Below are 16,309 nucleotides of genomic sequence, written 5' to 3' on the forward strand. Positions count from 1 at the left end.
GTCCACCGGTCATGTCCACGCTCCTGCCCCTGCTGCCCGACGATCCCGAGCGGCTCGGGGAGTACACCCTCCTCGGCCGGCTGGGCGGCGGCGGCATGGGGACCGTCTTCCTGGCCCGCACCGCCGGTGGCCGCCTCGCCGCGGTCAAGACCATCCGGTCCGACCTGCGGGACCAGCCCGGCTACCGCCAGCGGCTGACGCTGGAGGCCGAGGCCGCGCGTGCCCTGGGAGCGGAGCACACCGCCACCTTCCTCGGCGCCGACCCCGACACGGCGCGGCCCTGGCTGGCCACGGCGTACCTCATCGGGCCCTCGCTGGCCGAGGCGGTGACGACCGGGGGCCCGCTGCCCGAACCGGTCGTCCGCCAACTCGGCTCCGCGCTCGCCGCCGCCCTCGCCGCCCTGCACCGTGCCGGGCTCGTCCACCGGGACGTCAAGCCGTCGAACGTACTGATCACCGCCGAGGGCCCTCGCCTCATCGACTTCGGGCTCGCCCAGGCCCCGGGCAGCCCCCGACTCACCGAGGCCGGGGGACTCGCGGGCACACCGGCGTACATGTCACCGGAGCAGGCGCGCGGGGGAACGCCCGGACCGGAAGGCGACGTGTTCGCCCTCGCGGCGGTCCTGGTGTTCGCCTCGTCCGGTCACGGCCCCTACGACGCCCGCGGCCGGCAGAGCACCCTCGAACTGCTGCGGGACGGCGCCGACCCCGACCTGACGGGCCTGCCGGACGGGCTGCGCGAGACGCTCACCGCCTGCCTGTCACAGGAGCCCGGCGGCCGGCCCGCCCCCGGCCGACTGCGCGACGAGTGGGGGCCGTTCGACCCCGGGGAGTTCGCCGAGCTGCTGCCGCAGGCGCTCCTCGCCGACCTGTCCCGCCGGATCGGGGACGTCGCCACCGTCGCCACCGCCCCGCTGCGCGCCCCCGCCCCGCGCCGCGCGCTCTCCCGGCGCACCCTGATCACGGGCGCGGCGGCCGCCGCGCTCACCACCGTGGGCGGAGCCACGGCGCTCTGGGCCACCGGGAACCTCCCCGGCTCGGGCCCCCGTTCGGGCTCCGCTGACCGTACTGCGGCGCCCGGCCCCGGCCGGTCCTCCCGCCCGCCCGGCACTCCTCCTGCCCCGCTGTGGTCGGTTCCGTCCCCGTTCTCCGCCGCCCCGGCCGTCGCCTCCGACGAGGTCCTGATCCACACGAGCGACGTTCTGCGCGGCATTTCGACCGCCGACGGCCGGATCCTGTGGGAGACCCAGACCGCCAAGGTCGACGTGGCCGTGGCTGGCGACAAGCTCGTCGGCTTCGTCTTCGACGACGACGGCAACGCGAGCGCGGGATACCTGGACCCGCGTACCGGCCACCTCGCCGCCGACGCGGCCAACCCGGCCGTCCTGGGCGATCTCACCCAGACCACGCAGCTCCTGGCTGCGGACGCCGAATGCCTCTACCTCAAGGCGTACTTCAGATCCGGCGACCGGCAACAGCAGGAGCAGGCGTGGCTGCTCTCCTACGAGCTGGGCGCCCGGAAACTGCGCTGGCGCACGCGCATCGAGGGCGCCGTCCTGGACTCGCTCGGCTCCCTCATGATGTCGTCGGTCATCTCCGGCGGCCGGTTGATCTGCTCGGATCCCGCACGCGTCTTCGCCGTCGACCTGCGCGACGGCCGCGTCCTGTGGGCCTGCCGGGTCCGCACCGACCAGGAGGCGGCGTCACCGGACAAGTCGGGAGGCATCAATCGCCCGGTCGCCTCGGACCGCCACGTCTTCGACTTCGAGGAACGGATCACGGCGGTGGACCTGATGACGGGCGCGGTGGCCTGGAAGCTGGAGCCGGAGGGCCCGAAGCTGCTGAGCGCGCCCGTCTGCGTGAACGGCACGGTGTACGTCGCGGACGGGGCGCTCCAGGCGTTCGACGAGTCGACCGGAAAGAAGGTGTGGACCCACGACCCGGGCGCGTACGTCTCCATGCTGGCGGCTCCCGCCCCGTTCCGCGGGGAGCTCTACGCGGCGGTCGGCGGCGCCGGCCAGGCGGTCGTGGCGGTGGACGTCGCCGCCCGCCGCGTCGCGTGGACGCTCGCCGCGGGCGCCGTGAACATGCCCGACGGCCCGACGATGATCGTCCAGCGCGGCAACCGGCTCTACCCCCAGGTCGTCGATCGCCTCGCGGCCGTACCGCTCGACTGACGTCCACCGCTGTTCGGGCCCAGAGTTCACTCGGTCAGGCCTGCGTGACGGTACCGGCCGGGAGCGTCAGCGCCCGGTCGCGGGGTGCGGGCACCCCTGCAGCGTCGGGTGGTCCCTCGTGCGGACGGCGGGGAGCCACGCGGTGGGGGGTGTGGAGCCGGGCGGGAGACGGACGTGGAACCAGCGGGTGGACTGCAGGTCCGCCTCGTCGATGATGGCCCGGCCGTCGGGCAACTGGCAGTCGACCGCGAGGACGTCGCCGTGCCACACCCGGGACGGTACGACATTGTCCGCGGTGTACTGGCCCATCGGGTCGATCGCCAGGCCCAGACTGCACTGCGGGTCCCGGTCGGCCCGCTCCTGGCAGGCCTTCTCCGCATTGAACACCCGGATCGTGCCGGCCGCCGCGCCCTCCAGGCCGTCCAGTGCGGAGGAGCTCGCCCGTGCCGCGTCCGACCACAGGGTCGTACCGGCGATCCCGCAGAACGCGGTGGTGAGGATCGCGGCGCGGGCCCGGCCCCACAGCCGTCCCGCGCCCCTCCCGCGCGCCTCCTGTTCGGCGGTGATGCGGGCGAGCAGGCTCTCGGCTGTGTGCGGGGCACGCGCCGCGTGGGTCGGGGCGAGGCAGTCGGCGGCGAGCTCGCGCCAGAACGGCGGCACGGCCTGGTCCATGCGCAGCGGCGCGCGCCCTTCGCCGTACTCCTGGACGGCGGCGCCGCGCGCCATGGGCGTGGCGCCGGAGAACGGGGAGGCGCCGGAGCCGAACACCTCGTGGATGATGATGCCCAGGGCCCAGATGTCGGCACTCGGCCGGACCTTCACGCCCAGCTCCCCGAGGGGTGCCCGCCAGCGCTCGGGCGGAAGGTAGTCCAAGGTGCCCATGGGGGGCGCGTACCCGTACGTTCCCGTCATCTGGGTGGCGAGCCCGAAGTCCGAGAGCTTCACGCAGCGGCTGCCGTCCAGCAGGACGTTCTCCGGCTTGAGGTCGGCATGGACCCAACCCGAGCGGTGGAGGTGGGCGAGTCCCTCGCAGATCCCCGCGATCAGCCGGGCGCGGTCGGCCTCGGCCACCCCGGCGTCGAGGAGTTCCCGCAGGCTGCCCGCGGCCCGCTCCATGACCAGCACGATCGCGCCGTCCAGAGCGGGGCGGTCCGGTGCATCGAGGACGAAGGAGTCCAGGAGGCGGATCAGCCGCGCGTGCCCGGCCCCGCCGCCCAGTTCGACCTCCCGGCGGGCGGACTCCACGATCCTGCGCGTCTGGCGCGGGGCATACCCGGCGGTCGGCATGATTTTGAGAGCGATGTCGGCGGGTGCCGCGGACGGGTTCGCGGGGGCCCGGCCGGTCCGGTCCGGGTACCGGTCGGCGGGCCGTGCGGCGTAGACCGTGGACCAGCCTCCGGCCCCGATCAGGTCGGTGATAGTCCAGCCTCGCACCCGGTGGCCGGGCGGGAGCAGGTCCGTACCGTCGCATTCCGTGATGTCGCGCAGGGTGGGGGGCGTCGTCATCGCGCGGTCTGCCGCTCTCGCCCGCCGGCCCCCGTGAGGGGTGGCAGCAGCGTCAGGTGCTCCTCCCGCACGAGCCCGAACCGCAGGGCGAGCCCGACGATCTCCTCCCGCTTGCCGTTGCGGCGGTCGCCCTTGCCGGGTTCGCGCGGGTCCGAGGCGCCGATGCGCAGCTTCTCCTCGGCGAGGTAGTCGATGTGCGAGCTGACTGCTCGCGCGGTCAGGGTGGCGCAGGCGGCGTGGCCCCTGAGCCGTTCGACTATTTGGGGCGTGGTGGGGACCGCGACGCGGGACTGGTCGCGCAGGCGTGGTTCGCAGAGCGCGAGGAGTACCAGGAAGTAGGTGGCCGTCTCGTCCAGCGAGTAGGCGGTGACCGTGAGGCGGCCCCAGGGGGCGCCCATGGCCTCCGGGTCCAGGTAGACGTGATCGGGAGCGAACACCTGGAAGGAGACGGGGACGTCGCTGCGGGTGGGCAGCACGACGCGCGAGAACTCGAACGGGACGGGTGCCCCGACCCGGCGGGGCGGGACCCTCAGGTACTCCCCGGCGCCCTCCGGGTTCTCCACGAGGTAGCTGTGGGTGGTGCTGTGGTTCGTCAATTGCCAGTGGTCGTCGGTCACGCGGATCTCCCCGGCGAGCCGGGAGATCGCCGCGTCGGCGAGGCGGAGCTCCACGGGGATCTTCGCGGATCCGCGTCCGAAGCGGGCGACTTCGCCCGGTCCGAGCCGTAACGTCACCGCATCGCCGTGCGGTTCGCCGTCGTCGGCGCCACTGCACCCCTGCGGCAGATGAACGACCACCCCGCTCACCGCTCCCCCCGTTCCACGCGTCGTGCCGGACCGACGAGTTGAACAATACTCATCTCTCAAGGGAGTTCATCGGCGCACTTCAGCCACTTCGGCCGGGACGGCCCGTCGGGTCGGACAGCCCGCCCCGGCTGCCCCGGGAGGCTCTCCGAGCCCCTTGCCGGGAGGCTCGCCGGCCCTCTCCTCGCGGGCGGCTCCCCTCTGTGTCCCCGGCCACTCCGACGCTCGTGCGGCGATGGCGGTTTGGGGTCGTTTTCGACTCTCTGGCGAGCGGTTCAGGGGAAGTTGTCGTGCCGCAGGCGAGCGAGCGCGGGCATACCGCCACCGCGGTCGGCCGTGCGGGATCGGCCCTGGCGCCCCCCGGTCGCGGACGTCACGTACGGGACCTGCCGGGGTGGGGAAGGTCACCGCGCCCGGAGGCGGCACGGCCCCGCGGAACCGCCCTTTCGCCCCTTTCGCGTGGCGCGATCCGCACTCCGGGTTCAGAGTGCGGGACGGCCCGATACGACGGGTGCGACCGTCCGGTCGCCGAAGGCCGTCCACGGCCGCCACCCGCCGCTCGGCCGATCCTGGACGCGGGTGCGCATCCTGTCTTCGGTGGTGACGGCGAAGACGTGCGCTGGCGTGGAGGGGTCGTAGACGTGGGTGAAGGAACCGGCGCCCACCCACTGGGACGCCGGACCCGGGACGGGGGCCGCTGCTGCGGCACGGCCCGTGAGCGGGAGCGCGAGGGCTCCCGCTCCGGCCGCGCGCAGCAGCTGGCGCCTGCTGAACGGATGCACGAGAAGGCGCCAGAGGAACGTTTGCCGTCAGTTGATCGCCGGTCCGGCGGTGTCCTTGAGCCAGCCCCACTGGGACCAGGTGGAGAAGCCGGTCTGCCAGCGGTGGTAGACCCCGGTGGGATTGGTCCCGAAGACCTCGATCCGGCCGTCGGCGTTGGCCACGGCGGTGATCTCCGTGCCACCGGCACCGAAGGACTCCCACTGGTGGTAAGGGGTGTTCACCCCGGTCTGCCACATGTGCTGGGCATCGCTGCCGTTGAGAGCGAACACCTCGACCCGACCGTCCACCGTGCGCTGACTCGTCAACTGCGAGTTCGCGAGACCACCGGTCTCCTGCCAGCCGGACCAACCGGTGGGGCTGGTCTGGTACCGGTGGAAGACACCGACCGGCCCGGACGCGAACACTTCGAGCCGGCCGTCCAGGTTGTGGTCGACGGTCAGGTCATGACCACCGATACCGAAGTCCTCCCAGGAGGACCAACCACCGTTCACGGACGTCTGGTAGAGATGCCGGAAGACCTCACCGTTGAGGGCGAATACCTCAAGCCGGCCGTCCGGCGCCTTCGCCAGCTCGATTCGGCTCTCCCCCGGGCCACCGCCAGTCCCCTCCCAGCCCGACCAGGCACCGTTGGGAGCCGTCTGGAACCGGTGGAACACCTTCTCGGGGCCGGAGGCGAAGACCTCCAGCCGTCCGTCGCCATTGGAGCCCACAGCGACGTCACGGCCACCCTCACCGAAGTTCTCCCAGCCGGACCAGCCACCGGAGGGCTGATTCTGGTAACGGTGCTGGAGGATCTGGCCGTTGATCGCGAACACCTCAAGCCGGCCGTCGGCGTTCGGCCCGATCGCCAGCTCCGCCCCCTTGGGCCCCGCGATGAACTCCCACGACGACCAAGCGCCGTTGATGTTCTCCTGCCAGGCATGGTGCACGCCGTCCGCCCCGGCCGCGAACACCTCAAGACGCCCGTCCACCGACCGCGCCGACACCACACGACCCGACTCCGCGGGATACACCAACGGCGCGGGGCCGGGCCCGGGGTGGCCAAGACGGTCCACGGCGGTGCGCGCCGTGTCCATGTGCCGCTGATGGTGGCCCTGGTTGTAGGTGGACCAAGGGCTCCAGTCCGTGCCCCGGGAGGATATCCGGAAGGTCTCGTTCGCATTGCACTGCGCGTCGTAGGCACAGGCGTCGCTGACTTCGGCGTGCCAGTAGTCGTTGATCTGCCACAGACCACGGTCGGTGGACGGGGGCGTGTTGTTCGTGACGTTGTACGCCTGCGGATTGCAGCTGGACTCCGCCAGGGCGACGGCGACGGCGGTCACCAGGCTCTCGCCCCGGAAGCCCGCGTTGTACCCGACCTCCGCACACAGGTCGCTCGCGGCGGCGGCGGAGGCCGGCTGTGTGACACCGGCCGTGATTCCCGCCGCCACACACACGGAGACGAACGCGGACGGAATGACGCGGTGGGGCGCCCTTCGAGCGCGCTGCGCGGCTCTCACGCCTTGCGCAGGCGGTCGATGACGCCGTTGATGTCGTCCTGCAGCAGATTCCGGCGGACCCAGTGGCCGCCGTCCACCTCGTGTTGCTCGTAGGGGATGCCCGCGCGATCGAGGTGCCACTTGAACTCCCGCTGGGTGGCGAGCACCACGGTCTCGTTGGCGTAACCCTGGATGTCCTGGGGGCTGGTGCCGGCGACCAGGAAGACCCGCTTGTGCCGGTAGCTCTCGACGCGCTCGCACGGGTTGTCCGCGCTGACCCGTGCCTGGTCCCACAAGGGCACGCCGTAGATGCTGCCGCCGCCCAGTTCCACCGCGGCGGAGGAGGCGTTGGCCCAGTGGGTCACCACGTCACCATTGCCCCCGCGCAGGTTGGCCGGGCCGGAGTGGGCGCTGACCGAGGCGAAGTGGCCGTAGTACTTGGCCGCGTACTTCAGGGCGCCGAAGCCGCCCATGGAGAACCCGGAGACGGCACGGCCGTCGTACTCGGCGTAGGTGCGGAAGTTCGCGTCGATCCACGGGATCAGCTGCGCGATGTGGAAGTGCTCCCAGTTCCGGGCGCCGACATTGGAGCTCACCGCGTTGGAGTACCAGCCGGCGCGCCCGCCATCGGGCATCACGACGATGAGGTCCTTCCAGGCCGTCAGACCCCGGATGTCGTGGTGCGCGTCGAAGGTGATGAAGTCCTCCAGGCCACCGTGGAGCAGGTAGAGAACGGGGTAGCGGCGCCCGCTGGTGTGGTAGCCGTCGGGGAGCAGCACGTTGACGGCCGGGGTCCAGCCGCCGATGGCGGAGGTCTGGAACCGGTAGTACCACATCCGGTGATCCTGCTCGCCGCGTTCCGTGATGCGCAGGCCGAATCCGTCGCCGACCGCCGAGGCCGCCGACGCCGACGCGAGAACGCCGCCGGCTCCCAGGGCCACCGCGGCGGCGAGCCCGCCGGCGGACTTGAGGATGCTTCGGCGGGTGGGGTTCTGCGTGGTCAAGGTGACCTCCTGTGGGCGAGCTGGCTGGGGATCCGGCTGCCGTCCCAGCGGCACCGGCGGTTCGGAGGCTAGTGATCCCCGCCCGGGAGGAGTATCCGGAACCTTACGGACTGACAGAACCGGCTCCCGTCCTCTAAGGCCCGTGTGATGCCGTGAAGGCAACTCCCTCCGCGCCGCAATGATCTGGATCGACGACGTGATCCTGACGGGGCTGACGGGCCTGACCGGCAAAGCATCGCGGGCCTTAGCGGGAGGGGCCGCGGGTGACCATCCGTAATTCTCCGGATCCCCGGGCCGTGTCCCTCTCGGTAGCTTTCAGCTCGATCCCACGTGACCCAGCGCGACCGCGGCGGGTCCCCCTTTCCGCAAGCGCCTCGTACCGCTACCGACCGACCAGGAGCCCGTTGTGAGCGCACATCATCCCTCCCGCAGAGCGCTTCTCAGAGCCGCCGGTGGACTTTCGGCTGCGATGTCCCTCGCAGGCGCACACGTCCTCGCGACGGGCTCCCGGGCCAGTGCCGCCGGAAACGGCAACCGCATCGGTCTCCGCTCCGCCCAGCCCATCCAGTCGGACGTGGGCGGCCCGATCACCCGCGACGAGATCCTTCTCCGTGCCCAGCACTGGGTGGATCTGAACGTCTACTACAACCAGGACGACTCCCACCCGGACCTGGAAGGCAGGCACTACCGCACCGACTGCTCGGGCTTCGTCTCGATGGCACTGCACTTGTCCTGGTCCCCCAGTACGGTCACCCTGCCCGAGTTCCTGGACCTGATCGCCTGGGAGGATCTGGAGCCCGGGGACGCCGTCGGCACCCTCGGGCCGGGAACCGGCGGCGACGCGGGACATGTCGTGCTGTTCGCCGGCTGGGCCAACCGCGAGCACACACGCTTCTTCACCATGGAGGAGATGGGCGGGGCAGGGTCCGTCAGATATGAGCGGCCGATCAACTACACCACGAGTGGGGGTCTGTTCACCGCCAGTCCGTACCGCTACAAGGGGGTTGTCGAGGCTCCTTCTCACCACGCCGTCAGCCCGGCCGAGACGGGCCGCGTGGTGTCGGCACGGTCGGCCGACGGCCGGCTGGAGACCTTCGCGGCCGGAGCTGACGGGGTGTACCACGCCTGGCAGACCGAGGTGAACGGCGGCTGGTCGGCCTGGCGGCCGCTCGGCGGTCCTCGAAACGCGCAGATGACGATCGTGCCCAACGCCGACGGTCGGCTGGAGCTGCTGGCGATCAATGGCGACATCGCCCAGCACATGTATCAGACCGGCCCGTCCAGGGACTGGTCCGGCTGGCAGGGATTCGGCACCGGTGGTCGGTATGTCGCCGCCGGAACGAATGCCGACGGCCGTATCGAGGTCTTCGCTTCCGGCCCGAAGGGCGTCTACCACAGATACCAGACCGCGCCGAACGCCGGCTGGTCGGGCTGGGAGTTCACCGGTGGTGGTCCCGTCGACGCCCGTCTGGAAATGGGGAAGTCCCCCGAGGGACGCCTCGAGGTATTCGCTCTCAACGGCACGGTTTTCGAGCACCAGTACCAGCTCGCCCCCAACGGTGGTTGGTCCGCATGGGAACATTTCGGAGGCGGCGGCCACGATCTGACGGTGGACCACAATGCCGACGGGCGTCTCGAGGTGTTCGCCTCCGGACCGGAGGCCATTTTCCACCGATACCAGGAAAGCCCAGCCTCCTGGTCGGGCTGGGTGAGAACCGGCGGCCCGGCCAACTCGAACCTCACCAGCCAGCGCACCGCCGACGGCCGGGTGGAGGTCTTCGCGATCAGCAACGAGATCGCCGTCCACGCCTGGCAGACCGGGATCAACGCCCCCTTCAGCGACTGGGTCACCATCGGCACCGGCGGCACGGACATCACCGCCGCCACCAACGCCGACGGCCGCATCGAGGTCTTCGGGACCAGCCATGCGGGCGTCTACCACACCTGGCAGACCGGCTTCTCCGACTGGGCCCAGTGGGCGTGGCTCAACGGCCCCGGCCCCGCGATCAACTGACAGTGGTGGGCGGCCCAGCCAGTCCCACGGACACGAAGGAGACGACGGATCACATGCGCGTCACGACAACGCTTCTGCTCGGCGGGGCCCTTGCCCTCGCCCCCCTCACCCCGGCGACCGGCGCCCTGGCCGCCACCTCCGGCCCTGCCGGCCAGGCGAGGACGTACGACGCCGTCCAGTCCTTCCGGAACCAGGCCACGAGCCAGTGTATGGACGACACCAGCAACGGCTTCCGCACCTGGAGCTGCAACGGCTCGAATCCGCAGCAGTGGAGCGTGCACGTCTGGGGTGACGGGACGCGTCAGCTGATGAACATCAACACCGGCCGCTGCATCGAGGACACCAACAGCGGCTTCCGCACCGCGGTCTGCAACTCCAGCCCGGAGCAGAGCTGGTGGATCAAGGTCTGGGACGACGGCACCGTCCGCTTCCAGAACCAGCACACCTCGCGCTGCATCGACGACAGCTCCCAGGGCTTCCGTACCTGGGCGTGCAACAGCCTTCCGTACCAGAGCTGGTCCTGAGCCCGATGTCGAAGCACGGCGAAGCCACTCCCCTTCCGGTAGTTCCGGTAGTTCCGGCAATTCCGGCAGACGTTTCCCTCCACGAGGAGCAGGTTCGATGAAGTTGAAGCTGACCGCGTTACGACTCTCGCTCGTCCTCGGCGTGGCCGGTGCGCTCCTGACGGTGCCCACGGCCGCACAGGCACAGGCGCAGGCGCAGACCCCGGCCCAGGCGACCGCGGACCACTCCGCCACGCTCGCGGCCCTGAACGAGCTCAAGGCGGGCGGCGGTCCCGGGGCGGGCGTGTACGCGGGGACCCGCGACGCCTCGTGGAACCTCTCCACCGGCACGGCCACCATCAACACCAACGATCCGATCGGCCCGGACGAGTACTACCGCGTCGGGAGCCAGTCGAAGACCTTCGCCGCCGTCGCCGTACTGAAGCTCGCGGAGGCGAACGGGATCGGCCTCGACGACCCCATCGAGCGGCACCTGCCCGGTGTGGTCTCCGTGAACGGCTACGACGGGAACCGGATCACCGTCCGGCACCTCCTCCAGCAAACCAGCGGCATACCGGTGAACGGCCTCCCGCTCGCACAGGCCGGCCCGGACGGCTCGTACACGCTCGCGGCCCTGGTGAAGGACGGACTGCGCTTCGCCCCGGCCTCCCAGCCGGGCGCGGCCTTCCACTACTCGAACACCAACTACGAGATCCTCGGCATGCTGATCGAGAAGATCACCGGCCTGCCCCTGCACCAGGCCGTCACCCAGCAGGTGATCCAGCCGCTCGGCCTGGCCCACACCCGCTTCCCCGCCCCCACGGACCGCGCCGTGCCGAGCCCGGCGATCCACGGCTACCGGGGTACCCGGATCGGCTCGTTCTTCTTCTGGTTGGACGGGACGGCGTTCGAACCGTCCACCTTCTACGGCTCCGGCGCCGTCATCTCCACGCTCGGGGACATGACCGCCTTCTACCAGGCGATCGTCGACGGCACGGCGCTGTCGCCCGCGAACCTCGCCGAGATGGAGAAGACCTTCGAGCTCGGGCAGCCCGGCTCGGGGAACGGCTACGGCCTCGGGATGGTGAAGATCGCCCTGCCCTGCGGCGGCACGGCCTGGGGGCACGATGGAGCCGTCCCCGGCTACTACTCGCAGACGCTCGTGACCGAGGACGGGCGGCACGCCTCCGTCATGACCAACGCGCATCTCGCCACAAACATCCCGGGCGCGCAGATGTACAAGACCCTGACCAGCGCCCTGTGCGAGACGCCGTCCTGACCCTGGTTCTGACCCTGACCCCGACCCGCCACAAGACCAGCCTCACAGAAGAGAGAACCACCGTGCGATTCCTGCTCCCCGGCGCGGCCGGCTTCCGCGCCGCGATTCGGGCCACCGCGCTGACCGCCGCCGCCGCGGCGACGGTCGCGGCGACGGCCCTCGCCGGCTCCGCGGCCCACGCCGCCGGCATCGCCGACGCCCCCACGATCCCGGCCTTCACCGACGGGCAGGGTCTGACCCAGGTCGCCGGAGCCACCGAGGTGAGCTCCGAGACCGACTTCACCCTCACCGTCACCACGCCGCAGCTCTCCGGCCGGCACAAGGTACGCGTCTTCCTGCCGAGCGGCTACTACGCCGAGCCGGGCAAGCGCTGGCCGGTGACGTACTTCCTGCACGGCGGTGGCGGCAACGTGAACGACGCCGCCGCGGCCCCGGCCCTGCGGGACGACCGGATGATCACCGTCGTACCGGACGGCGGCCTGAAGGGCTGGTACGCGAACTGGCACATGCAGAACACCGCCGAGGGCGCCGCCAACTGGGAGACCTTCCACCTCCTGCAGGTGGTCCCCTTCATCGACGCCAACCTGCGGACCCTGCCCGACCGCGGCCACCGTGCGGTCGTCGGCCTGTCCATGGGCGGCTTCGGGGCCCTGCACTACGCCCAGGCCCGCCCCGACCTGTTCGGGCGCGTCGCCTCCCTGTCCGGGGGCATCGACTTCGGCCTGTGGGAGGTCCGCGCCGCGGTGCTGGCCACGGAGCTCAACCTGACCGGCGCCTGGTGCGCCTCCACCACCTCGGGTACCGGCAACTGCACGGGCTACGGGCCGGTGGTGGACAGCGACGCGATCTTCGGCTCGCCGTACGCGATCTTCAACGACCGGATCTGGAACGAGGTCAACCCCGCCTCGCTCGCCAATCTGGGCAAGCTCGCCAACACCGGGGTCACCCTCTACACCGGAAACCAGGGGCTGATCGACGGCAAGACGGCGGTCGCCTCCACCAACGTCGCGAACCGCCTGAACCAACTGGGCATCCCGAACCGCTTCGTCAACTACGGCAACGGCTCCGCCCTGTCACCCACCTGCAAGGGCGACCACACCTACGGCTGCTGGGCCCCCGCCCTCGCCGACTACATCCCCCGCCTCGCGAACGAGTTCGCCCAAGCCGGCTGAGTGCCGAGCGGCGTGGCGCTACCGCGCCTCCGGCGGTTCGGGCTCGTTCGCGGTCGGCGGCAGCCCGGTGAGGAAGGTGCGGATCTCGTCGGCCTCGGGGACGGCGAGGGCGGTGTAGAGGTCAAGGGCCTGCCGGGCGTGGTCGTGGGCGAGGTCGATGCGACCGAGGTCCCGGTGGACGTGCGCCAGGCCGTCATGGGCACGTGCCTGCTCGGGCCGGTAGCTGAACTCGCGGGCGAGAGTCAGCGCGGAGTCGTGTTCGGCCGCGGCCCGGGCGAGGTCGCCCATGGACCGGGCTGCCTCCGCCAGGGCGTTGAGCGACTCGGCCTCGTCTCCGGGGAAGTCGAACCTGCGGCTCAGCTCCAGGGCGTCGCGGTGGTGGTGCCGGGCCTCGTCGTAGCGGCCTTGCCGTTGGTACAGCAGCCCGATGTTGTTCATCACGACGGTCTCGCCGATGCGGGATCCCGTCTCGCGGTACACGTGCAGCGCTTGCCGGTGGTGCTCGTGGGCGTCCTCGTACCGTCCTTGGCGTTCGTGGACGATGCCGAGGTCGGTCAGGCATCTGGCTTCGCCACCGCGGTCGCCGAGCTCCCGGAAGAGCGCGAGGGACTGCGCGCACTGGTCGTGGGCCCGGTCGTAGTCCCGCCGCCGCGTGGAGACGGTGCCGAGGGCCGCCAGTGCGCTGGCCGCGAGGCCCTGGTCGCCGATCTCACGCGCGAGGTCCAGGGCGTGCCGGAAGTGCTCGGCCGCTTGCTCGTAGTCGCCGTGCCACCAGAAGTACACCTGGCCGCGGTCGATGAGCGTACGGGCTTCGGCGGCTGCGTCGCCGCTCCCGCGGGCGGCTCGCAGGGCCAGGCCGTTGAGGGTCAGCGCATCGGCCTGGTGGGCGTGGCCCAGCAGGTAGCGGTGCAGGGTGGCGGCCAGTTGGCCGACGTGCGGGAGCCAGTCGTGCTCGGCTGCGTACTGGGCGGACGCCATGAGGTTCGCGCGTTCGCTGTCCAGCCAGGTGATCGCCTCGGTCTCGTCCTGCGGGGGCCAGGCCGGGGTGTCCGGCGCGGGGATGCGTGGCCTGCGGTTCTTGCCCTCGGGGTAGAGGTGGTCGATGGCCGTGCTCGCGGTGTGGAGATAGTGGTGGAACAGTCGACCGAGGGCCTCGCGTTGGGCGCCCAGGGGTTCCTGGGCGGCCGCGGTGGCGAGGGCGTGTTCGCGCAGCAGGTCGTGAAAGGTGTAGCGGCCGAGCTGGCGCTGGGTCAGGACGTGGGCGTCCAGGAGGTCTTCCAGGAGCGTCTCGGCCTCATCGAGCGGGAGGTCGGCCAGCGCGGAAGCCGCCTCGGGGCTGACGTCACGGCCCGGCTGGAGCCCCAGGAGCCGGAACATGCGTTGCTGATCGGGCGTCAGCTGCTGGTAGGACAGCGTGAACGCCGCTGCCACTCCTCGCTCCGAGGTGGCCAGCTCGGAGAGTCTGCGGCGCTGGTCGCGGAGCCGGTCGGCCAGGTATGCGACGGTCCAGCGGGGGCGATGGTGCAGGCGGGCGGCGGCGATGCGGACGGCCAGCGGCAGGAATCCGCACAACTGCAGGACATCGAGGACGGCCAGGGGTTCGGCGGCCGCCCGATCGCCGACGATTGCCGTGAACAGCTCCAGGGCGTCCGCGGCGGGCAGCACGTCCAGGGACAGGGCATGTGCCCCGTCCAGGTCGGTCAGCCGTCGGCGGCTGGTGATCAGGATGAGGGCGCGGGAGGATCCGGGCAGCAACTGGCGTACCTGGTCGGCGCCGAGGGCGTTGTCCAATACGGCCAGCACGCGGCGGCCGGAGAGTTCGGACCGCCACAGAGCGGCGCGATCGGCGACCGATGCGGGTATCTGCTGGGTGGGCACGCCGAGTTGTCCCAGGAGGATCTCGAGCGCGGAACCGGCGTCGAGCGGCGCCTGACCGGCGGTGTGCGCCTGCAGGTCGATGAAGAGCTGTCCGTCCGGGAAGTGGTCCGCGAGACGGTGCCCCGCGTGGACCGCGAGCGTCGTCTTGCCGACGCCGGCCATCCCGTCGATCGCCGAAATCGTCACGACGCCGCCCTTGTTGCCCGACCACAGGTGGATCAGGCCGTCGAGCTCGTCCTCGCGTCCGGTGAAGTCCGGGACGTCGTAGGGCAGGAAGTTGATCCCCTGGGGCTTCGCCGACGCGGTGACCGGCGGCCGCAGATCGGGGGCGTCCCGCAGGATGTCCTGTTCGAGCTTGCCGAACACGTGGCCGGGGTCCAGTCCCTGCTGTTCGGCCAGGGTCGCCCTGAAGGTTCTTGCCACGTCCAGCGCGTCGGTTTGGCGTCCGGCGCGGTGCAGGGCGAGCATCAGCTGGCAGCAGAGCCGTTCCCGCAAGGGGTTGGCGGCCGCGTGGACGGACAGTTCGTCGATGAGGTCATCGTGCCGCCCCCGGTCCAGTTCCAGCTCGGCCAGGCGCTCGACGGCGGTCAGCAGCTGCCCGTTCAGGCGCGCTCTGGCGCTCTGGACGTAGTGGGCGGTGATATCGGCCAGCGGTTCTCCCCGCCACAGCGCCAGCGCGGCACGTATCTGGTCCGCGGCGTCCCCCTGGTCGTCGGAGACGGCCGCCGCCTTGGCGGTCAGGCTGGTGAACTCGTCCAGATCTAGTTGCCCCGGCCCAGGGGTGATCACGTACCCGGCCGGCCGCGTGGCCAGCATCCCGTCGGCTTGCGAAGCGCGCAGCATCCGTCGGATCGCGGCGACCGTGGTCTGGATCTGTGCGCGGGCGGAGTCCGGCGGCAGCGGCCCCCACATCGCGTCGATCAGGCGATCCGTGCTGATCGCGACCCCGGCATGCAGCAACAAGTAGGCGAGTACCGCGCGATGACGGGGCGCCAGGCCGGACGCATCCGAACCGGGAGACACGGCCTCCACCGGGCCGAGGATCGTGAACCGCATGCCGTCACTCCAAGGGTCACCAGCGCGTGCATCGAGGAAGCATCGCGAATGTATCAAGATCAACCCGCATGGTTACCGGCATGTCACTCCACACCGTTGAACCGGAGACAGCGACCGGTGAAACCGCAGCTCTGTTCACCGCCACGCACCAGGCCCTGGGGGTCATCCCCAACCTGGCCAGGGTGATGGCCAACAGCCCGGCCGTACTGAAGGGGTACTTGGCCGTCGTCACCACCCTGAGCGCGGAGGGAACCCTGTCGGCGGCCGTGCGCGAGAGCATCGCGTTGCTGGTGGCGCAGGAGAACGGGTCCGACTACTGCCTGTCCCTGCACGCGTTCCGCGGGACCAGGACGGCCGGGCTGAGTGCGGCCGAGGCCGCCGGCGCTCGCCGGGGCCAAGCCGACGGCCCCTGGGCCGCCGCCGTCCTGGAGCTGGCCGCCTCGGCGGTCCGTGACCGCGGAACCGTTTCCGACGAGCAGCTGGCCGCGGCCCGGCACGCCGGCCTGTCCGACGGGCAGATCGTCGAGGTCATCGCCCATGTCGCTCTCAACGTCTTCACCAACTACCTCGCCACGGCCGCCCGTGCCGACGTCGACTGGCCGCTCGTGCGCCACACCGACTGAAGGAACGCGAACGCAAATGACACGGCACCACGC

Annotated in this window: 12 protein-coding genes; 6 read left to right on the forward strand and 6 right to left on the reverse strand. The window is 71.2% G+C overall.

From position 1 onward, the window contains the following. The first annotated feature begins 11 nt into the window (after window positions 1–11). Window positions 12–2,177 (forward strand): serine/threonine protein kinase, encoded by a 2,166-nt coding sequence (locus AC3IYI_RS02295; protein ID WP_489408595.1) that lies wholly within the window; start codon window positions 12–14, stop codon window positions 2,175–2,177. A 66-nt stretch (window positions 2,178–2,243) separates the two neighbouring features. Here AC3IYI_RS02295 and AC3IYI_RS02300 read toward each other — a convergent pair whose 3' ends face one another. From AC3IYI_RS02300 to AC3IYI_RS02320, 5 genes are all read right to left on the reverse strand, one after another. Beyond that, a complete protein-coding gene (locus tag AC3IYI_RS02300; RefSeq protein ID WP_489408596.1) occupies window positions 2,244–3,683 on the reverse strand; it encodes a serine/threonine-protein kinase in 1,440 nt (479 codons plus the stop codon). Then, window positions 3,680–4,489 carry a serine/threonine protein kinase gene (locus tag AC3IYI_RS02305; protein WP_489408597.1) on the reverse strand — a complete coding sequence of 270 codons (810 nt, stop codon included), beginning with the start codon at window positions 4,487–4,489 and terminating at the stop codon, window positions 3,680–3,682. Before AC3IYI_RS02305 ends, AC3IYI_RS02300 begins: the two co-directional genes overlap by 4 nt. A 479-nt stretch (window positions 4,490–4,968) precedes the next feature. Continuing rightward, entirely contained in the window at window positions 4,969–5,268 is a 300-nt protein-coding gene (locus AC3IYI_RS02310) for a hypothetical protein (protein WP_489408598.1), read from the reverse strand. A 27-nt stretch (window positions 5,269–5,295) separates the two neighbouring features. Beyond that, entirely contained in the window at window positions 5,296–6,699 is a 1,404-nt protein-coding gene (locus tag AC3IYI_RS02315) for a DUF8189 domain-containing protein (RefSeq protein ID WP_489408599.1), read from the reverse strand. Between the two features lie 65 nt (window positions 6,700–6,764). Then, window positions 6,765–7,751, reverse strand: a complete 987-nt coding sequence (locus AC3IYI_RS02320; RefSeq protein ID WP_489408600.1) for an alpha/beta hydrolase — start codon at window positions 7,749–7,751, stop codon at window positions 6,765–6,767. 469 nt (window positions 7,752–8,220) lie between these two features. Between AC3IYI_RS02320 and AC3IYI_RS02325 the strand changes: the two genes are divergently transcribed. From AC3IYI_RS02325 to AC3IYI_RS02340, 4 genes are all read left to right on the forward strand, one after another. Beyond that, a complete protein-coding gene (locus AC3IYI_RS02325) occupies window positions 8,221–9,765 on the forward strand; it encodes a PLL family lectin (protein WP_489408601.1) in 1,545 nt (514 codons plus the stop codon). 53 nt (window positions 9,766–9,818) lie between these two features. After that, window positions 9,819–10,289: an RICIN domain-containing protein gene (locus tag AC3IYI_RS02330; protein WP_489408602.1), complete on the forward strand. Its 471-nt coding sequence runs from the start codon at window positions 9,819–9,821 to the stop codon at window positions 10,287–10,289. Between the two features lie 97 nt (window positions 10,290–10,386). Beyond that, on the forward strand, window positions 10,387–11,547 hold the full coding sequence (locus AC3IYI_RS02335) for a serine hydrolase domain-containing protein (protein WP_489408603.1): 1,161 nt from the start codon (window positions 10,387–10,389) through the stop codon (window positions 11,545–11,547). Continuing rightward, window positions 11,529–12,719 (forward strand): alpha/beta hydrolase, encoded by a 1,191-nt coding sequence (locus tag AC3IYI_RS02340; protein WP_489408604.1) that lies wholly within the window; start codon window positions 11,529–11,531, stop codon window positions 12,717–12,719. The genes AC3IYI_RS02335 and AC3IYI_RS02340 overlap by 19 nt, the downstream gene beginning before the upstream one ends. 18 nt (window positions 12,720–12,737) lie before the next feature. Here AC3IYI_RS02340 and AC3IYI_RS02345 read toward each other — a convergent pair whose 3' ends face one another. Then, a complete protein-coding gene (locus tag AC3IYI_RS02345; protein WP_489408605.1) occupies window positions 12,738–15,653 on the reverse strand; it encodes an AfsR/SARP family transcriptional regulator in 2,916 nt (971 codons plus the stop codon). 80 nt (window positions 15,654–15,733) lie between these two features. On the opposite strand from AC3IYI_RS02345, the gene AC3IYI_RS02350 reads away from it, so the two are divergent. Next, complete coding sequence (locus tag AC3IYI_RS02350) at window positions 15,734–16,276, forward strand: carboxymuconolactone decarboxylase family protein (RefSeq protein ID WP_489408606.1); 543 nt, start codon at window positions 15,734–15,736, stop codon at window positions 16,274–16,276. Window positions 16,277–16,309: the final 33 nt, after the last annotated feature.

The organism is Streptomyces sp. GL_148 (genome assembly GCF_057834205.1).